16 protein-coding genes and 1 tRNA gene are annotated in these 16358 nt (G+C 68.6%); 7 read left to right on the top strand and 10 right to left on the bottom strand.

Annotated features, from left to right (window positions below):
* Positions 1-3: 3 nt before the first annotated feature.
* From ACFWMR_RS04175 to ACFWMR_RS04155, 5 genes are all read right to left on the bottom strand, one after another.
* A complete protein-coding gene (locus tag ACFWMR_RS04175; protein ID WP_378376861.1) occupies positions 4-957 on the bottom strand; it encodes a prephenate dehydrogenase in 954 nt (317 codons plus the stop codon).
* A gap of 48 nt (positions 958-1005) precedes the next feature.
* A complete protein-coding gene (locus tag ACFWMR_RS04170) occupies positions 1006-3024 on the bottom strand; it encodes an oxidoreductase (protein ID WP_378376840.1) in 2019 nt (672 codons plus the stop codon).
* Positions 3025-3034: 10 nt separating this feature from the next.
* On the bottom strand, positions 3035-3571 hold the full coding sequence (locus tag ACFWMR_RS04165; RefSeq protein ID WP_378376838.1) for a PadR family transcriptional regulator: 537 nt from the start codon (positions 3569-3571) through the stop codon (positions 3035-3037).
* 118 nt (positions 3572-3689) lie between these two features.
* Positions 3690-4538 (bottom strand): SAM-dependent methyltransferase, encoded by an 849-nt coding sequence (locus ACFWMR_RS04160; RefSeq protein WP_208636045.1) that lies wholly within the window; start codon positions 4536-4538, stop codon positions 3690-3692.
* Between the two features lie 27 nt (positions 4539-4565).
* Positions 4566-5033, bottom strand: a complete 468-nt coding sequence (locus tag ACFWMR_RS04155; protein WP_378275426.1) for a MarR family winged helix-turn-helix transcriptional regulator — start codon at positions 5031-5033, stop codon at positions 4566-4568.
* Positions 5034-5176: 143 nt separating this feature from the next.
* Here ACFWMR_RS04155 and ACFWMR_RS04150 point away from each other — a divergent pair, with 143 nt between their 5' ends.
* Together ACFWMR_RS04150 and ACFWMR_RS04145 are read left to right on the top strand one after the other, a co-directional pair.
* The gene (locus ACFWMR_RS04150) at positions 5177-6124 is read left to right on the top strand and encodes an alpha/beta hydrolase (protein WP_378376836.1); all 948 of its coding nucleotides are present in this window, start codon (positions 5177-5179) and stop codon (positions 6122-6124) included.
* A gap of 136 nt (positions 6125-6260) precedes the next feature.
* Positions 6261-7478 carry an alpha/beta hydrolase gene (locus tag ACFWMR_RS04145; protein ID WP_378376834.1) on the top strand — a complete coding sequence of 406 codons (1218 nt, stop codon included), beginning with the start codon at positions 6261-6263 and terminating at the stop codon, positions 7476-7478.
* On the opposite strand, the gene ACFWMR_RS04140 is transcribed toward ACFWMR_RS04145, so the two are convergent.
* Together ACFWMR_RS04140 and ACFWMR_RS04135 are read right to left on the bottom strand one after the other, a co-directional pair.
* A complete protein-coding gene (locus ACFWMR_RS04140) occupies positions 7479-8318 on the bottom strand; it encodes an oxygenase MpaB family protein (RefSeq protein ID WP_378376832.1) in 840 nt (279 codons plus the stop codon). It lies immediately after the preceding gene.
* A gap of 66 nt (positions 8319-8384) precedes the next feature.
* Positions 8385-9305, bottom strand: a complete 921-nt coding sequence (locus ACFWMR_RS04135) for a serine hydrolase (RefSeq protein WP_378376830.1) — start codon at positions 9303-9305, stop codon at positions 8385-8387.
* Between the two features lie 186 nt (positions 9306-9491).
* Here ACFWMR_RS04135 and ACFWMR_RS04130 point away from each other — a divergent pair, with 186 nt between their 5' ends.
* Positions 9492-10088: a DUF4383 domain-containing protein gene (locus tag ACFWMR_RS04130; protein WP_378376829.1), complete on the top strand. Its 597-nt coding sequence runs from the start codon at positions 9492-9494 to the stop codon at positions 10086-10088.
* A gap of 9 nt (positions 10089-10097) precedes the next feature.
* Here the strand turns inward: ACFWMR_RS04130 and ACFWMR_RS04125 are convergent, their stop codons facing one another.
* The 3 genes from ACFWMR_RS04125 to ACFWMR_RS04115 form a co-directional block, all read right to left on the bottom strand.
* Positions 10098-11093 carry an SCO0930 family lipoprotein gene (locus ACFWMR_RS04125; RefSeq protein WP_378376827.1) on the bottom strand — a complete coding sequence of 332 codons (996 nt, stop codon included), beginning with the start codon at positions 11091-11093 and terminating at the stop codon, positions 10098-10100.
* A gap of 82 nt (positions 11094-11175) precedes the next feature.
* Complete coding sequence (pcaB, locus tag ACFWMR_RS04120) at positions 11176-12549, bottom strand: 3-carboxy-cis,cis-muconate cycloisomerase (protein ID WP_378376825.1); 1374 nt, start codon at positions 12547-12549, stop codon at positions 11176-11178.
* Positions 12550-12574: 25 nt separating this feature from the next.
* The gene (locus tag ACFWMR_RS04115) at positions 12575-13114 is read right to left on the bottom strand and encodes a DinB family protein (protein ID WP_378376823.1); all 540 of its coding nucleotides are present in this window, start codon (positions 13112-13114) and stop codon (positions 12575-12577) included.
* Between the two features lie 98 nt (positions 13115-13212).
* Here ACFWMR_RS04115 and ACFWMR_RS04110 point away from each other — a divergent pair.
* The 4 genes from ACFWMR_RS04110 (at position 13213) to ACFWMR_RS04095 (ending at position 16159) form a co-directional block, all read left to right on the top strand.
* Positions 13213-13285, top strand: a tRNA-Lys gene (locus ACFWMR_RS04110).
* Between the two features lie 500 nt (positions 13286-13785).
* The gene (locus tag ACFWMR_RS04105; RefSeq protein ID WP_378376821.1) at positions 13786-14190 is read left to right on the top strand and encodes a hypothetical protein; all 405 of its coding nucleotides are present in this window, start codon (positions 13786-13788) and stop codon (positions 14188-14190) included.
* Positions 14191-14225: 35 nt separating this feature from the next.
* Positions 14226-15515, top strand: a complete 1290-nt coding sequence (locus ACFWMR_RS04100) for a sensor histidine kinase (protein WP_378376819.1) — start codon at positions 14226-14228, stop codon at positions 15513-15515.
* A complete protein-coding gene (locus tag ACFWMR_RS04095) occupies positions 15500-16159 on the top strand; it encodes a response regulator transcription factor (RefSeq protein ID WP_378376817.1) in 660 nt (219 codons plus the stop codon). The genes ACFWMR_RS04100 and ACFWMR_RS04095 overlap by 16 nt, the downstream gene beginning before the upstream one ends.
* Positions 16160-16358: the final 199 nt, after the last annotated feature.

The following is a 16358-nucleotide window of genomic DNA, read 5'->3' as shown; positions in this document are numbered from 1 at the left end:
GCGTCAGGAGACCTCGCCGATCGCGGTGTCGCCTTCGATCGCCGTGATCCGGCCGCCGCGCTCGCCGAGCGCGATCAACCCGTCCCGCGCGTCCGGGGCCGTCAGGCTGACCCGCACCCCGGCCCGCTCCGCGTCCTTGCTGGTGGCAAACGCTTGCGCGCCCTCGTGACCGGCGTTGACCGTCACCGCCAGACCACCCGTGGACGCCAGCGAACCCCGCGCGGCACCCAGCCTTCCGAGCGCCTCGTCGACGATCGGCAGCAGCGCGTCCCGGTTGCCCTCGGTCATCGCCCGCACCAGCGCCGGGCTCGACCCCGCCACCCGCGTGCCGTCCGTGTAGGACCCGGCGGCCAGCGACATCGCCAGCGGCCCGCCCTGCGCGCCGATCGTGGCCAGGATGGCCGCGAAGATGTGCGGCAGATGCGAGATCCGCGCGACCGTCTCGTCGTGCGAGTCCGCGGGCAGCGGGACGACGTGCGCACCGACGTCCAACACCAGTCGCGCGACCTCGGCCCACGCCGTCAGATCCGTGTCGTACTCGACGCCGAGCACCCACGCGGCGCCGCCGAACAGCGCCGGGTTGCTCGCCTTCCAGCCCGACTCCGCCGTCCCGGCCATCGGATGCCCGCCGACGAACTTCGCGTACGGCGCGCGACGCCGGACAGAGTCGAGCACCGGGCCCTTCACGCTGGTGACGTCAGTGAGCACGCAGTGCCCGGCGACCCGCGAAACGGTACGAAGGACCTCCTCGACCGCGGGCAGCGGCACCGCGAGCATGATCATCGCGTCGCGCTCCGCCGCCTTACTCAGCGCCGCTTCGACCTGCGTCGTCACGTCGAAACCCGCTCTGCTGGCCGCGTCCGCGTCGACTTCGGAGGTCGTCGCCCCGAACGCGGTGCGGCCGATCGAATGCGCCGCGCGCAGCAGCGAACCGCCGATCAACCCGAGCCCGATCACGCATACGTCCCGCACAAGGGTTCATCCTGCCATCTCGGGCGCCACTCGTCAGAGAACGGCGGCGAGGCGCGTTCCCTGATCGATGGCCCGTTTGGCGTCCAGTTCGGCCGCGACGTCGGCGCCGCCGATCAGGTGCACCGCCACCCCGGCCGCCCGCAGGCCGTCGGCGAGGTCGCGCACCGGCTCCTGGCCCGCGCAGACGACGACGGTGTCCACATCGAGCAGGCGCGGCTTGTCACCGACGGTGATGTGCAGGCCGTCGTCGTCGATCCGGTCGTAGGTGACCCCGGTGAGCTGCTCGACGCGTTTCGCCTTCAGCGCGGCCCGGTGCACCCAGCCGCTGGTCTTGCCCAGCCCCGCGCCGATGCCGGACTTCTTGCGTTGCAGCAGGAAGACCTGTCGCGGTGACGGCTCGACCTTCCGCTCGGTCAGCCCGCCCGCCGCCCGCTCGGGATCGGTGACGCCCCATTCGGCCATCCACGCGTCCAGGTCGAGCGCGGGGGAGGTGGTGTGCGTCAGGAACTCGCTGACGTCCACGCCGATCCCGCCCGCGCCGATCACGGCGACCTTGCCGCCCACCGGTTTCCCGTGCCGCACGACGTCCACATAGGACAGAACCTTGGGGTGGTCGATCCCCGGGAGCGACGGCACCCGCGGTGCCACGCCGGTGGCCAGCACGACCTCGTCGAACCCGGCCTCGGCAAGGCTTTCGACGGTCGCGCGGGCGCCGAGGTGGACCTTGACGCCGGTGACCTCCAGCCGTCGCTTGTAGTACCGGATGGTCTCCGCGAACTCCTCCTTGCCCGGGATCTTCCGCGCGATCCCGAACTGGCCGCCGATCTCGTCGTCGGCCTCGAACAGTTCGACGGTGTGCCCGCGCTCGGCGAGGCCGGTCGCGGCCGCGAGCCCGGCGGGTCCCGCGCCGACGACGGCGACGCGCTTGGTCTTCCGGGTGGGCGACAAGGTCAGCGTCGTCTCGTGACCCGCGCGCGGATTCACCATGCAGGACACCAGTTTCCGCTTGAACGCGTGGTCGAGGCAGGCCTGGTTGCAGGCGATGCAGGTGTTGATCTCGTCCTCGCGCCCGGTCTCGGCCTTGCGGATCCACTCCGGGTCGGCGAGGAACGGCCGCGCCATCGACACCAGATCCGCGTCGCCGCCGGCCAGCGCCTGCTCGGCGACCTCGGGCATGTTGATCCGGTTCGAAGTGACCACCGGGATCCCGACGTGCGGTTTGAGTTTCCCGGTCACCCAGGTGAAGGCCGCGCGCGGCACCGACGTCACGATCGTCGGCACCCGCGCCTCGTGCCAGCCGATGCCGGTGTTGATGATCGTCGCGCCCGCCTCTTCGACCTCCTTGGCCAGCGCGACGACGTCCTCCCAGCTCTGGCCGCCCTCGACGAGGTCCAGCATGGACAGCCGATAGATGATGATGAAGTCTTCGCCGACGGCTTCCCGTGTGCGGCGCACGATCTCTACGGCGATCCGGCGCCGGTTCTCCGCGCTGCCGCCCCATTTGTCGGTGCGCTTGTTGGTCCGCTCGGCGAGGAACTGGTTGATGAAGTAACCCTCGGAGCCCATGATCTCGACGCCGTCGTAGCCCGCTTCCTTGGCCAGGAAGGCGCAATCGGCGAACGCGCGGATCTGCCGCAGCACGCCGTACCCGGAAAGTGAACGTGGTTTGAAGGGGTTGATCGGCGCCTTGATCCCCGACGCCGAAACGCTCAGCGGATGGTAGGAATACCGGCCCGCGTGCAGGATCTGCAGCGCGATCTTGCCACCGGCCTCGTGCACCGGAGCGGTGAGTTGCTTGTGTGCCTCGGCTTCCGCGCGCGTCGAGAGCTTCGACGCCAGCGGAAGGAGCCAGCCGGTCCGGTTGGGTGCGAACCCGCCGGTGACGATCAGCCCGACGCCACCGCGGGCGCGTTCGGCGTAGTACTCGGCCAGTTGCGGGAAATGTGCTTCCTTGTCTTCGAGGCCGGTGTGCATCGAGCCCATGATCACCCGGTTGCGCAGGGTGGTGAAGCCGAGGTCGAGCGGGGACAGCAGGTTCGGGTACTGACTCATCGCAGGGTCCTTACGCATCGTGGTGGAATGCCTGGAGGACTTCCTCGAGCCACTCGACGTGGCCCTGTTCGGTTCGGATTCCTCCGCGCAGCACGAGGAACTGATGCAGCGACTGTCCACTGAGGACGCTCGGGTCGGGGAAGTCGCGCTTCTCGATCAGCAGGTAGGCGTCGAGGCGGGCCGCGTGCGCGTCGCGATGCCGGGTGATCTCGGCGGCGACGACACCGGGTTCGCCGAGCGCCGCGCCGCGGATCTTCACGGCGAGTTCCCGGGCCGTGGCCGCGGGATCGGGTTCGGCGAGCCAGCGGGCGAGTTCCGCCCGGCCCGCGTCGCCGACGGTGTAGACCTTCTTGTCGGGTTTCCCGGACTGCGCGACGTGGTCGACGGCGACCCAGCCCGCGTCCTCCATCCGCTTGAGGACGCGGTAGATCTGCTGGTGGGTGGCGTTCCACCACAGCCCGATGGACTTCTCGAAGCGGCGCGTCAGCTCGTAGCCCGAGCCGGACCGCTCGGACAGGGAGACCAGGATCGCGTGCTCCAGTGCCATGCACCCAGTTTCATATGCACCTAGTTGCACTGCAAGGCGACGCGTGTCACAAGTACATGAAGGCCCCCTTCCTGTACCTAGGCGCAAGGAAGGGGGCCTTCATGTACTTCCGGAGCTGTTACGGCTTGCGGGCGATGCCCCCGATCACGCGCGACTCCGAGGGGGCGGCAGCGAAGACCGTCTTCTCGTCCGGGTGCCACGCCGGCGCGTAGACCAGGCCCGGCTCCAGCAGCGGCCAGCCGCCGAAGAACCGCCGGAACTCGTCCATCGTGCGCAGGAAACCGGGGTTCGTCGTGGTCTCGTAGTACTCCAGGATGTCGAGCAGCGCCTGTCGCTCCTCGTCGTTGGCCGGGTTCTCGTTGGTCATCTGCGAGAGCACCAGCAGCGACCCCGGCGCGAGCCGTTCGCGGTAGAAGTCCAGCAGCGCGTCCGGGTCCTGCTCGTCCTTGATGAAGTGCATGACCGCGTTCACGACCAGCGCGATGGGCTCTTCGACGTCGATGATGCCGGAGTCCATCACCCGCTCCCAGAGCCCCTCGGGGTCGAACAGGTCCGCGGCGACCGCGTGGTGCCTGTCCGGGTCGGCGGTGTCGGCGAGTAGCAGCGTCGAATGCGCGAGCGCGATCGGCTCGTTGTCGATGTAGAGGACGTGCGTGTCCTCCTGTGGCCGCGCCTCGTCGGCGACCTCGTGCACGTTGCCCGCCGTCGGCAGGCCGGAGCCGATGTCGACGAACTGCCGGATACCCAGCTCCGCGCAATGCCGCACGGCGCGGCCGAGGAACTGCCTGCTGGTCTTGCAGTAGTCGCCCATGAGCGGCAGGCGCTTCCGTACCTTCTCGGCGAAGAGGCGGTCGATGGCGTAGTTGGTCTCGCCGCCGATGAAGTAGTCGTAGACCCGGGCCGCGGACGGCCGGTCCAAGCTGTTCTCGACGGCCTTGAGCGCCGCGTCGTGATCGATCATCGTCATCCCTTTGTCCGCGCCGGAAATCCCATGCTAACCGGCCGGTACGTAGGCCTGGCGGTAGGCGTTCACGGATTCGGTCAAGCGATCGAGCTCCGCGCGGGTGCGGGCGAGCCCGGCCGCGTCGAGGCCCATCGCGTCGCCGATGATCTTCGGGATCCCGCTCGCGCGATCCCTGAGCCGGGCGCCGTCCTCGGTCAGGCTGACGCGCACGGACCGCTCGTCGTCGGCCTGCCGGTCGCGCCGGATCAGTCCGGCCTTCTCCAGGCGCTTGAGCAGGGGCGACAGCGTGCCGGAGTCGAGGTTCAGCACGGTGCCGAGTTCCTTGACCAGCCGCTCGTCCTCCTCCCAGAGCGCGAGCATCACCAGGTACTGCGGATAGGTCAGGCCCAGGTCGTCGAGTACGACGCGGTAAAGCGCGGTCACGGCCCGCGATGCCGCGTAGAGCCCGAAGCACAGTTGATCGTCCAGGCACAGCGACGCGGTGTTGTCTGTCGGCATCGGTCCTCCTCGTCCCATGGTGCGTCGATCATGCCTCAGTCCGCGACCTGAGTGGGCTAAATCTCCTTGAGGACATTTTAGTTGTGCACAATTGAGTAGCGAGCTACCTTTAGTTCATCGACTTCGGATCCCAGGAGGCAGAAATGACCGCCAACCCGCACAACCTGGCCCTCGAACCGGCCGCGCAGGCCTTCGTCGAGGCGACCGCCACCCCGCCGTTCCTCTTCCAGCTGCCGCCGGACGAGGGCCGCAAGGCCGTCGACGAGGTTCAGGGCGGCGACGTCGAACTGCCCGCCGCGGACGTCGAGACCACGCACGTCGACGGCGTCGAGGTCCGCATCGTCCGGCCGCAGGGGGTCACTGGTCCGCTGCCCGTGATCGTTTACATCCACGGCGCCGGCTGGGTCTTCGGGAACTTCCACACCCACGAGCGCCTGGTCCGCGAGCTCGCCGTCGGCGCGGGCGCGGCCGTCGTCTTCCCCGAATACGACCGCTCCCCGGAAGCTCGCTACCCGGTCGCCATCGAGCAGAACTACGCGGTGGCGAAGTGGGTCGCCGAGCACGGCGCCGAGAACGGGCTCGACAGCACGAAAATCGCCATCGCCGGTGACTCCGTCGGCGGAAACATGACCGCGGCGCTCACCCTGCTCGCGAAGCGGCGCGGCGACGTGACCTTCCGTCAGCAGGTGCTCTTCTACCCGGTCACCGACGCGAACTTCGGCACCGAGTCCTACCAGCGGTTCGCCGAGGGCTACTTCCTCGCCCTCGAAGGCATGAAGTGGTTCTGGGACCAGTACACGACCGACCCGGCGCAGCGCGCGGAAATCACCGCGTCGCCGCTGCGGGCGAGCCTCGACGAGCTGGCCGGCCTGCCGCCCGCGCTGGTGATCACCGCGGAAGCCGACGTCCTGCGCGACGAGGGCGAGGCGTACGCCGCCAAGCTGCGTCAGGCCGGAGTGCCGGTGACGGCCGTGCGATACCAGGGCGTCGTCCACGACTTCGTCATGCTCAACACCCTGCGCGAAACGCACGCCGCGGACGCGGCGATAAAGCAGGCGGTCGGGGTGCTGCGCGCCGCCCTCGAGGGCTGAGTAGCCCGGAACACGATTTGTCCAGGGTGACCCGTGTCACCCTGGACAACACTTCCCGGTGGTCGCACGTCTCTTGGTCCAGATGTGGGAAGTGCGGTGCGGGGGCGTGCCGCGGCCGGGGAGGAAAACGATCGCCATGGGACTGGGACTGAGTGCCATCCGGCTCGATTCCACGCTGAACCTCATCGTCGTCGTGGTGCTGACGCTGCTCGCGATCATCGCGGTGCCGTTCTTCTGGGAGCGCTGGCGCCGCAAGGTGGTCGGCCGGAGCGGCACGATCCTCGTCGCGGTGGTGCTGATCGTGGTCAGCACCGGGATGGGCGGGAACATGATCGGCGGGTTCTTCCCGACGGTCGGCGCCCTGTTCGGCACCGGGGTCTATTCCGGGGAGAATGTCAACGCTGTCGCCGGGGAGAACGGCTCGGACCTCGACAAGCTGCGCGACGCCGGGGCGATGCGGGCCAAGGAGGGCAAGGGCTCCGTCGTGCACATGACGGTGACGGGCAAGCGCACCGGCCTCACCCGCGACGTCACGGTGTACTTCCCGCCCCAGTACTACGACCAGGCGTACCGGTCACTCAAGTTCCCGGTCATCGAATGGATCCCGAACTACCCGTCCGGCCCCGAAGTGGTCACCGGCCCCTACGAAATGCCCGCCAAACTCGACGCGGCCATCGCGAAGCACGTGCTCCCGCCGACCCTGGTGATCATCCCGGACCCGACCGGGAAACCGAAGATCGGTCACGACACCGAATGCATCGACGAGGTCAACGGGACCGCCAACGACACCTACCTGACCGCCGACATCCGCGACTGGGCGATCGACAAACTCGGCGCCAACCCGCAGCGGAAGGCGTGGACGATGGCGGGCTGGTCCTCGGGCGGGTACTGCGCGATGAACCTGGTGACCCGGCATCCGCAGTGGTACGGCCAGGCGGCGAGCGTCAGCGGCTACTACAAGGCTTCGGTGGACGCGGAGACCGAGAACCTGTTCAAGGGCAGGCAGGACATCATCGACGCGAACACGGTCTCGCTGAACCTGCAGAAGCACCCGGCGCCGGTCGACATCCTCGCGATCGCCGGCGAGAAGGAAAGCTTCGAAAGCTTCTCGATCGACCAGATCCAGTCGGCCATCCGCGCGCCCGCGACGCTCTCGTCGTGGCGGATCCCGGACGCCGGGCACAACATGAACACCTTCAAGACGCAGATTCCCGACGTGCTGGCGTGGATCGGCGCGCGGACCGTGGCGCCGTGCGCGCCGCAGGACAAGAAGATCGTCTCCAGCGGCGGGGTCACTCCGTGGCCCCTGCCCAACACCGGCGCCAAGGGCGCGCTGGTCGACGTCGTCGAGTAGCTAACTTCGCTTGGCGCGATATGCCTTGGGGTACAAGCGAAGCCGGTCGGGAACCCGGTTCCCGGCCGCCCTCGTGATCGCGCCGAGCCGCTGGAGGCGCCGTTCGTCCGCGTCCGTCCACTTGAGACTCAACCGGTCGCGAAGCACTGTGGGCAGCAGGCCGATCGCGCACAGGGTCAGCACGTTCCCGCCCGCCGGTCGCACGGGGCGCCACAAAGCTTCCGGCAGGAACCACCACGGTGGCGGCGGGGTGTCCCGCATGGTGATCGAGGCGAGCAGCTCCCGCACGGTGTGGTTGTCTTCGAGCCGGTTCGCGACGACGCCGTCGAAGTACGTCTCGAATCCTTCGAGGTCCGCGGGCATGTGGTGCTCACGGAGACCGAGGAGCAGGCCGAGGCGCCGCCATTCCGCGTAGAAGCGGCTCTTTTCCTCACGTGACAAGGGTTGTACGAAGACGTCCCGCATGCGCAGCGTCGTCCAGAAGGTCGATCCGTGCACCCACCAATAGGCTTCGGGATTCAGCGCGTGATAGCGCTCGCCGTGATGGTCGACGCCTTTGATCGCCTTGTGCATCTCGCGGAGCCGCTCGGCCTCCGCGATCGCCTCCCGGCCGCCGAAAACCTGGGACAGCAACGAATCGATGGTCCGGTCGAGGCGGCCCCACGGATCTTCGGGGTAGTTCGAATGGTCGTGGACACCGGCGCCGATCATCGGATGCGCGACCTGCAACAGCAACGCCGTCCCCGCGCCGAGCAGCAGTCTCCGGTCGCCGACCACTTGCCAGGCAACGGAATCCGGGCCGAGCGGGGTCACGGCGGGCAGGCTGGCTTCGGTGCTCATGACGACCTCCCGGAAGAGTGGCGTGAGGCCACTGTCCCACCTTGTTTACAGGTCGTCAATAGCGGCTCAGGCCGGGTCCAGCGCGGGGAGCAGCGCTTTCACCACCTCGGTCACCTGCCGGCCGGCACCGGGATAGGTGGTCGACGACGGTTGGGAGGTCAGGACGACGACGATGTAGCGGTCGTCTTTTCCGACCACGCCGGAACTGTGCAGGATCCGGGAGCCGCGGCAGCACGCCCAGCCCTGCTTGATCGACCAGGGCAGTTCGCCGGCGGCGTCCGGGATGCCGAAGTACTGCCGGATCCCGTCGGAGCCGTTTTCCGTCGCGCCGCTCAACGCCCGCATGATCGTCGACCTGGTCCCGGCGCTCACCTGGTCCAGCAGGTAGCGGTAGACCTTCGCGATGTCCGCCGCGGTGATCCTGGTGTCGCCCCAGCGTCCGGGATCCTCGGGCGGGCGGGTGCCGGCGAGGCCGATCTTGGTGGCCCACTTCGTGACGATGGCGGGTCCGCCGTGCGCGGTCCACAGCCTGCTGGCGATGTCGTCGTCGCTGACCGAGAGCATCCGCTGCACGGTGCTCGACGGTGTTCCCGCTTGCAGCGCTTCCAGTGCGATGAGGAGCTTCACGAGCGACGCCGAAGTGTAAGAACGTTCTGATTTGACCGAAACCGTGTTCTTCTTGGCGGTGCGGTCGTAGACGACCACGCTGACCTGGCCGCCGGGGACGAGGTCGGCGAGAGCGGACGCGTCGACGGTCGACGGTTTGCCGGGAACGGCCGACTTCGAGGGCGCCGGCGACCCCGGTGCCGCCGAGGGGGACGGAGCCGGGGAATCGACGGGCTCGGCTTCGACGCTCATCTCCGTGGCACCCGACGCCGCGACCGCGACCGACGAGGGCTCGGGTCGCGACGACGGGAACAGCAGCATCGCGAGGATGGCTCCCAGGCACAGCCCCACCAGGAGGAAGACTCCGCTCACCTTGCCCACACGACTTGTTGTCCGAACCACTCTTTCGTGTTCGCGACTGGGCTATTCGTGTGACGCAGGTCTCGTTTGAGGGCGGAATCCGTGACCCCTCGAACGCGCGGCGTTGCTTTCCGGTTTGTCCGGGAGATCCTCGGGGTATGTGACCCCCAGCGTGAATTTAGGTGGCCAACTCTGGAAGGCGGAGCAATGGCACGTGCACAACGCGCTCGTATCCGGACGGCGGGGCTCCAGCCCGCGCAGGTCCTCGCCGGACTCGCGAGCCTGGCGTACCTGGTGTTCGGGATCGTGGGCTTCACCAGGACCGGGTTCGCCGATTTCATCGGCCGCAGCGACGCGACGGTCCTCGGGATCTCGGTGAACCCCCTCTACAACCTCGGGTTCGTCCTGCTGGGCGCGATCGGTCTGCTGCTGACCTTCGGGTCGGGCAGGTCCCGGGTCTTCGGGTTCCTGACGTTCGTCGCCTTCGGGGCGTTGTTCGTCTGGGGGCTCATGATCACCGGGACCGTTTCGACGAACCCCGTCTCGCAGGCGGGGAACCCGTTCAACCTCAACGGGCCGGACAACTGGGTGCACCTCGGTCTCGCCGCGCTCGGGCTGGTGATCGCTTTCCTGCCCGCCCGGCACAAGGTCCTGCTGCCGGAGGACGAAGAGGAGACCGTGGTGACGGACCGCGCCGAAAGCGCCACCGTCGTCGAACCCGTCCCGGACACTTCACGACGGCCGAAGCATGAGAAAAGCCCGGCCGTCGCTCGTGAAGAGCGGCCGCCGGGCCTCGCCCACTAGATCGGTCTCTCAGTACCCGTACTCCGAACCGCCGGACTGGGCGGGAGCGTCGTCCTTCTTCTCGGGGGCGGCGTTCCCGCTCTGAGCCGCCTTGGTCTTCACCGGCGCGGAGCTCTTGCAGCCGGCGGGCTCGATGACGAACCAGGTGCCGCCGACACCGTGGCCGTTCGCCTCACCGGCGTTCGCGTCCTTGGCGTAGCGGTAGACGGGCCAGCCGCCGACGGTGACCTGCGTGGCGCCGTCCGCGCGCTTCACCGTGCCGAGCAGCTTCTTCTCGATGCCTTCGAGCTGGACGTCGCCTTCGGCGAGCACGGGCGGCCAGGCCTTCGCGCAGTCACCGTTGCAGGTCGGCTGCTTGTTCTTCTTGTCCTTGGTGAACATGTAGAGGGTGAAGCCGTCCTTGTCCACAATGGCCGGTCCGATGCCGTCGACGTCGCTCGCGACCAGCTTCGTGGCGCCGTCCTTCTGCTCGGCCGGAGCCTCTTTCTTCTCGGCCTGGCCCGCCTTGCCGCCCTTGGTGTTCGCGGCGTACCAGGTGCTGCCGACACCCTGTCCCTTCGACTCGCCCGCCTTGGTGTCCTTGGCGTAGCGGTAAAGCGCCCAGCCACCGACGGTGACCTGCTTGCGGCCGTCGGCGCGGGTCACCTCACCGACCAGGGACTGGTCCACACCTTCGATCCGGACCTCGCCCTCGGCGAGCATCGGCGGCCAGGTCTTCGCGCAGTCACCGTCGCAATTGGACTTCGGCGGCTTCGCGCTGTCCTTGTCGAAGCGGTACAAGGTGAACCCGTCCTTGTCGACGAGTATCTGCCCGAGATTCCCGGCTTCGGCCACGGCCACCTTGGTCTCACCCTTGGCCGCGGGGGCGTTCCCGCCCGCTCCGGCCACCGCGGCGGCCGGAGCGACGGCGGGCGCCGCCGTCTCGGTGCCACCGGAGCAGGCCGACAGCACCACCAGGCCCGCGGCCGCGGACGCCGCTGCGACGACGAAACGCTTGCGAAGCATGGGATTTCTCCTTGTTCGTAGGGGTTCCGCGGCTCGGCGCGGTGAGCTTGTACCCCCTACACGGGCCCGGTTCGGGACCGGTTCAAGGAGTTCCCGGTTTTTCTTCGCGGGCCTGAAGCGCGGCGTCCGTGAGCACCCCGGCCGAGCCGGTGTAGTTCGCGGGATCCAGCAGGTCGGACAGGGATTCCGCGGGCAGGACTCCGGTTATCTCCGGTAGGCCGGAAAGGACCTCGCCGAGAGGCTTGCCCTGTTCGAGGGCGAGCTTGGACGCGTGCCCGAGGACCTCCTTCGCCCGCGTCTTGCCGAGCAGCGGGGCGAGCACGGTCGAGAGCCGCTCGGACACGATCTGGCCGTGCGTGATCCCGAGGTTCTCGCGCATGCGTCCGTCCTCGACGACCAGACCGCGCGCGAGCTCGGCCGCCGTGTGCGCGGCGCCGCCGGTCAGCCGCAGGCATTCGCGCAGCAGTTGCCACTCGGCGTGCCACGCGCCCGCGGACCGTTCGTCCTCGGAGACCAGGGCCTGGGTGACGCCGGTGGCCAGCACCGGGACCTGGAGCGCGGCCGAGCGGATCAGCGTCGCCAGCACCGGATTGCGTTTGTGCGGCATCGCCGAAGAACCGCCACGGCCCTCGCCCGCCGGTTCCGTGACCTCGCCGACCTCGGTGCGGGTCAGGAACTGGACGTCGACAGCGATCTTGCCGAGCGCGGCGGCGGTGAACGACAGCGCCGCCGCGAGGTCGGCCGTCGGCGTGCGGAGCGTGTGCCAGGGGAGCGTGGTCTCGGCGAGACCGGTCTCTTCGGCGAAGGCCGTCTGCAGGCGCTGCGGATAGCCGTCGGGCAGCTCGGCGAGGCGCGCGTACTCGGCGTACGCGGCCCGTGTACCCGCCGCGCCGCCCAGCGAGACCGGCAGGACGACGCGGTTCAGCCTGTCGAGCGCGTCGAGCGTCAGCTGACGCCACCCCGCCGCCTTGAGCCCGAACGTGGTCGGGACCGCGTGGGCGGTGAGGGTGCGCCCGGCCATGACCGTGTCGCGATGCGCGCGGGCGAGGTCCTCCAGCGCGCTCGCCGTCGCCTCGAGGTCGGCCGCGATGAGCGCCCGTGTCCGCGCGGCGACCAGCATCATCGCGGTGTCGAAGATGTCCTGGCTGGTCGAGCCGCGATGGACGTACTCCGTCCCGGCCGCCTCGGTCAGCTCCTTGATCAACCCCACGACCGGATTCGCAGTCTCCCGCGCGGCCCTCGCCAGCGCGACCACGTCGATCTCGATCCTCGCGGCCGCGTCAGTGATCGCGTCCGCGGCTTCCCGCGGGATCAGCCCCGTGCTGGCCTGCGCCCTGGCGAGCGCCGCCTCCGCGTCGAGCAGGGCTCGCAGCCAGGCGAGATCACCCGTCGCAGCCTCGGCGGGCGTGCCGGCGCGGACCGGGGAGAGGAGGCCGGAATCGGGATCGGCGTTCATCGGCCCAGCATCGCACTCCGGGGTTTCAGTGGCCTGTCCTCCCGTCTATGCGCTCGCGCAGCAGGTCGGCGTGGCCGTCGTGACGCGCGTACTCGGCGATGTGATGGGTCAGCAGCCACCGCAGGGAGAACGGCGAGCCGTCGCGACGGCTCGTTCCCGTGTCGTCGAGCGAAGCGGCCGCGACGATCTCCCTCGACCGCTCGCACTCCTCACGCCACAACGCCCACGCGGCCTCGACGTCGCCATCGGTGTCGTCGAAGTCCTGCTCGGGCCGATCGTCGGAGTAATAGAGCATCGGGAGCTCTTCACCCGCGAACTGCAGGCGGAACCACCAGCGCTCGGTGCCGGTGAGATGCCTGAGCAGCCCGTGCAACGACATGCTCGACGGCTCCGCCGACCGCAGGGCCATCTGCTCCGGCGTCAGGCCCGCGCACTTCAGCTCGAAGGTGCGGCGATGCCAGTCCAGCGTGGACGTCAGGATCTCGCGCTCGCTCGCCACGCGCGGAGACTCCGGGCGGTCGCCCTCCCACTTGGGCGAGTAGTTCTCGTCGGGGATCGTGTCCATGCCCCGACCCTGGCAGAGACCCCCGACAATTCCGTGGCGCTCCGGCGGCGGCCCCGCCATCCTGGTGGTCGGCGGCGGTCTACTAGACTCAGCCGCACGGGCCGTTAGCTCAATTGGTAGAGCTGCGGACTTTTAATCCGTAGGTTCTGGGTTCGAGCCCCAGGCGGCCCACTTCAAAACCCCGTTTGATCTGCGAAAACGGTGTTTGACTATCTTCGCTCAGGTTTGGGAAATCCGTGTGGCCCGTTGTGTGTCCGAGGCCACCAGTTCGAGTGCCAGGTCCGGCCAGGTCCGGGATCGCCTGCCGCGGACCGAACACGTCCGGCATATCCCGCCAGGCGATCCCGCGCCGACATCGGTAACGACTCCCTCCGGTTAGGCCGGAGCCTGCACGGTGCACGGTCCGCTTTCGTCGCGACAGAAGGGGAATCCGGTCGCGGCGCTCGCGTTCCGAGGTGCTCACGTCGCCGGGCACGACCCTGCCCACTTCGCTGAATGTGCTCGGACAAGTACGCCGGAGACTGCGCTGCCGTCCTCTGTCTTGTCGCGACTCTCCATCGGCTCACCAGGGTTGGTGGGGATAGCCCCACCCCGATCGTGGGTTCAGACCGGTATTGCGGCAGGGGCGCTTTTCTTAGCGTGGTGGCACGACTTCGACGAGAGGAAACATGATGGCTGAGCAGTTGCGTGGGGCGAGCGTGCGGGAGGAGTTCGAGCTGGCGAGGAAGTGCATCTGGATCTTCCTGGTGTTCAACACGATCGCCTTGGCATCCGTGGTCGGCGTCACTCTCCTGGGTGAAGGGGCGAGCACGTTCATGTGGGTGCGGGCACTCATCCTGGTGGCGGTCTCGCCGTTCCTGTTGTGGGTGGCGCGCAGTGCGGGAGCAGGATCCGCGGGGATGGTCGGGCGGCTGCGTGTGGTGTCCACGGTGCTTCCCGTCGCGGTGGTCGTGGTCGACTTCATCCCGGGAATCGCTCCGGTCTGGTACGGAGTGATTCAGGGGCTTGGGGCACTGGCGTTGATCCCGGTCGCGGTCGTCTCCCGGCGCTGGGCCCGACGCCTGTCCGCGGCGTGAGGCGACACGGGACAACGGGTGCGAGGAGAACGACGATGAGGCAGCGGGATCCACGGCCGCGGACACCGGTTGGTCGTGCCGCGGCGGTGGTGCTCCACGGTTTCATCCGGTCCACCGTCTTCGCCGGGTTTGCCCTGCTCATCCCGGTGTGCGTCGCGCTCCTCCCGGTGCTTGCCGCCTTCGGCGTGCTCGGAGCGCCATGGTCGTGGACGAACCCGTGGTCCTGGGTCGGCCTCGCCCTGATCGGAGTCCCGGTCACGCTCGTTCTCGCACACCCGGTGGCCGAGATGTTCCGTCGGCTGATCCTGCAGTGGACGTCTGTGCGCGTCGAGTCGGGTTTCCGTCCGCTTGCGGAGCCGGTGAGGCTGGCGACCGGGTATTGGTGGAACGGTGTCTCCTACGAGCGCAGCCAGAAGGATGCCCGGATGGATCAACGGGTGCGGCAGATCAGCGAACCGGCGTATTGGCGGGAAGTGCGCTGGGTCGTGCTCGCCGCCGTCACGATCGGCATCGTGTGCGCGGTTCCCTGCGCAGCTGTGGTCGCCGCGATCGTCGTGTGTGCATCCACCACGTCGGCATCCGCCGGTATCGGGGTGTGCCTCCTCGTTGTCGGCCTGTCGATCGCACCTTGGACGTGGCGGCTTGTCGTTCCCCTGGCGCGGCGATGGCTCGCCCCGGCCGCGGACGAAAAGTCGCCCGCTGATTGGAAAACCCAGCGAGCCGACCTCTCCGCCGCCCATGATGCGGAGATCCGCCGAATCGAACGCGATCTGCACGACGGTGCGCAGGCCCGGCTCGTGGCGGTCGGGCTCGACCTGGCGGCGGCGGAACGGCTCGTCAAGGCCGATCCGGAGCGTGCCGAGGCGATGCTCAAGGCCGCGCGCGAAGGCACCCGCGCATCCCTGAACGAGTTACGCGACCTCGTTCGGGGTGTGTACCCCCCGGTGTTGGTCGAACGCGGCCTGGTGCCGGCGATTCGGGCCGCCGCGTTGGACAGCCCCCTCGACGTCACCGTCACAGGGGACGACGGACTGCGTCTGCCATCGCCTCTGGCCACGGCACTCTTCTTCGCCACCGGCGAGCTGCTCACCAACGTCACCAAACATGCCCACACCGACCATGCCGCCGTCACCATCGCCTCGGACACCGAGTTCGTCACCATCACGGTCCGTGACACCGGCGCGGGTGGAGCCTCCCCGCGGCCGGGGAGCGGTCTGGACGGGATCCGCCGGCGGCTCGACGTGTTCGACGCGGTGCTCGACATCCACAGTCCGGTCGGTGGACCGACCTCGATCACCGTGAGGATGCCGTGCGCGTCGTTTTAGCCGAAGATCAGTTCCTCCTCCGCGAAGGCCTCGCAAGGCTCCTGGATGCCTTCGGGCACGATGTCGTCGCCACGGCCGCCACCGGCCCAGAGACCCTGGACGCGCTCCTACGACACCGACCGGACATCGGACTCATCGATGTGCGGATGCCGCCGGACAACACCGACGACGGCCTCAGAGCCGCGCTGGCCGCCCGGAACAACATCCCGGGCCTGCCGATCCTGGTGCTCTCCCAACACGTCGAGCAGCTCTACGCACGTGAACTCGTCGCCGACGGAGCCGGCGGCATCGGCTACCTCCTCAAAGATCGCGTGTTCGACGGCGACGAATTCTTCGACAATCTCGAGCGCGTCGCGGCCGGGGGAACAGCCCTCGACCCGGCGGTCATAACCAGGCTCCTGGAACGACCCGGACCGAAGTCCGCGCTGGCGACGCTGACCGATCGCGAACGCGAGATGCTCGCGCTGATGGCCGAGGGCCTCTCGAACGCCGCGATCGCCCGCGTGCTGCATCTGAGTAAGGGAGCCGTCAGCAAATACACGACAACCACCTTCGACAAGCTCGGACTGGCCACCGACCTCTCCGCCAATCGACGCGTCCTCGCCGTCCTCGCCTACCTGGACGACTCCACCCGTCGCCGATAGCCGAGACACATCGGCACAGCGTGCACTCGCCTGGTCGACCGCTTGCCGGGCCGGGACTGTCCCCTGCCAATGCCGTGACCGACCGCGCGAGCGATTTCGACGATCCTCGGCGAAGGGATGGCGACGCCGTGCTCGGTCCTCGTGGCCGCGCGTGCCGCTGTGCACGTCGCCCTTGTCACCACAAATCCAACATCTGACC

Source organism: Amycolatopsis thailandensis (genome assembly GCF_042723255.1).
In the GTDB taxonomy this organism is placed as follows: Bacteria; Actinomycetota; Actinomycetes; order Mycobacteriales; family Pseudonocardiaceae; genus Amycolatopsis; species Amycolatopsis thailandensis.
This window is presented reverse-complemented; position numbering and strand designations above follow the sequence as displayed.

Excerpts from the sequence above, each read along its gene's own strand:
- ACFWMR_RS04170 (WP_378376840.1), bottom strand. The coding sequence starts at position 3,024 with ATGAGTCAGTACCCGAACCTGCTGTCCCCGCTCGACCTCGGCTTCACC.
- ACFWMR_RS04165 (WP_378376838.1), bottom strand. The coding sequence starts at position 3,571 with ATGGCACTGGAGCACGCGATCCTGGTCTCCCTGTCCGAGCGGTCCGGC.
- ACFWMR_RS04160 (WP_208636045.1), bottom strand. The coding sequence starts at position 4,538 with ATGACGATGATCGATCACGACGCGGCGCTCAAGGCCGTCGAGAACAGC.
- ACFWMR_RS04155 (WP_378275426.1), bottom strand. The coding sequence starts at position 5,033 with ATGCCGACAGACAACACCGCGTCGCTGTGCCTGGACGATCAACTGTGC.
- ACFWMR_RS04150 (WP_378376836.1), top strand. The coding sequence starts at position 5,177 with ATGACCGCCAACCCGCACAACCTGGCCCTCGAACCGGCCGCGCAGGCC.
- ACFWMR_RS04145 (WP_378376834.1), top strand. The coding sequence starts at position 6,261 with ATGGGACTGGGACTGAGTGCCATCCGGCTCGATTCCACGCTGAACCTC.
- ACFWMR_RS04140 (WP_378376832.1), bottom strand. The coding sequence starts at position 8,318 with ATGAGCACCGAAGCCAGCCTGCCCGCCGTGACCCCGCTCGGCCCGGAT.
- ACFWMR_RS04130 (WP_378376829.1), top strand. The coding sequence starts at position 9,492 with ATGGCACGTGCACAACGCGCTCGTATCCGGACGGCGGGGCTCCAGCCC.
- ACFWMR_RS04125 (WP_378376827.1), bottom strand. The coding sequence starts at position 11,093 with ATGCTTCGCAAGCGTTTCGTCGTCGCAGCGGCGTCCGCGGCCGCGGGC.
- pcaB (WP_378376825.1), bottom strand. The coding sequence starts at position 12,549 with ATGAACGCCGATCCCGATTCCGGCCTCCTCTCCCCGGTCCGCGCCGGC.
- ACFWMR_RS04115 (WP_378376823.1), bottom strand. The coding sequence starts at position 13,114 with ATGGACACGATCCCCGACGAGAACTACTCGCCCAAGTGGGAGGGCGAC.
- ACFWMR_RS04105 (WP_378376821.1), top strand. The coding sequence starts at position 13,786 with ATGGCTGAGCAGTTGCGTGGGGCGAGCGTGCGGGAGGAGTTCGAGCTG.
- ACFWMR_RS04100 (WP_378376819.1), top strand. The coding sequence starts at position 14,226 with ATGAGGCAGCGGGATCCACGGCCGCGGACACCGGTTGGTCGTGCCGCG.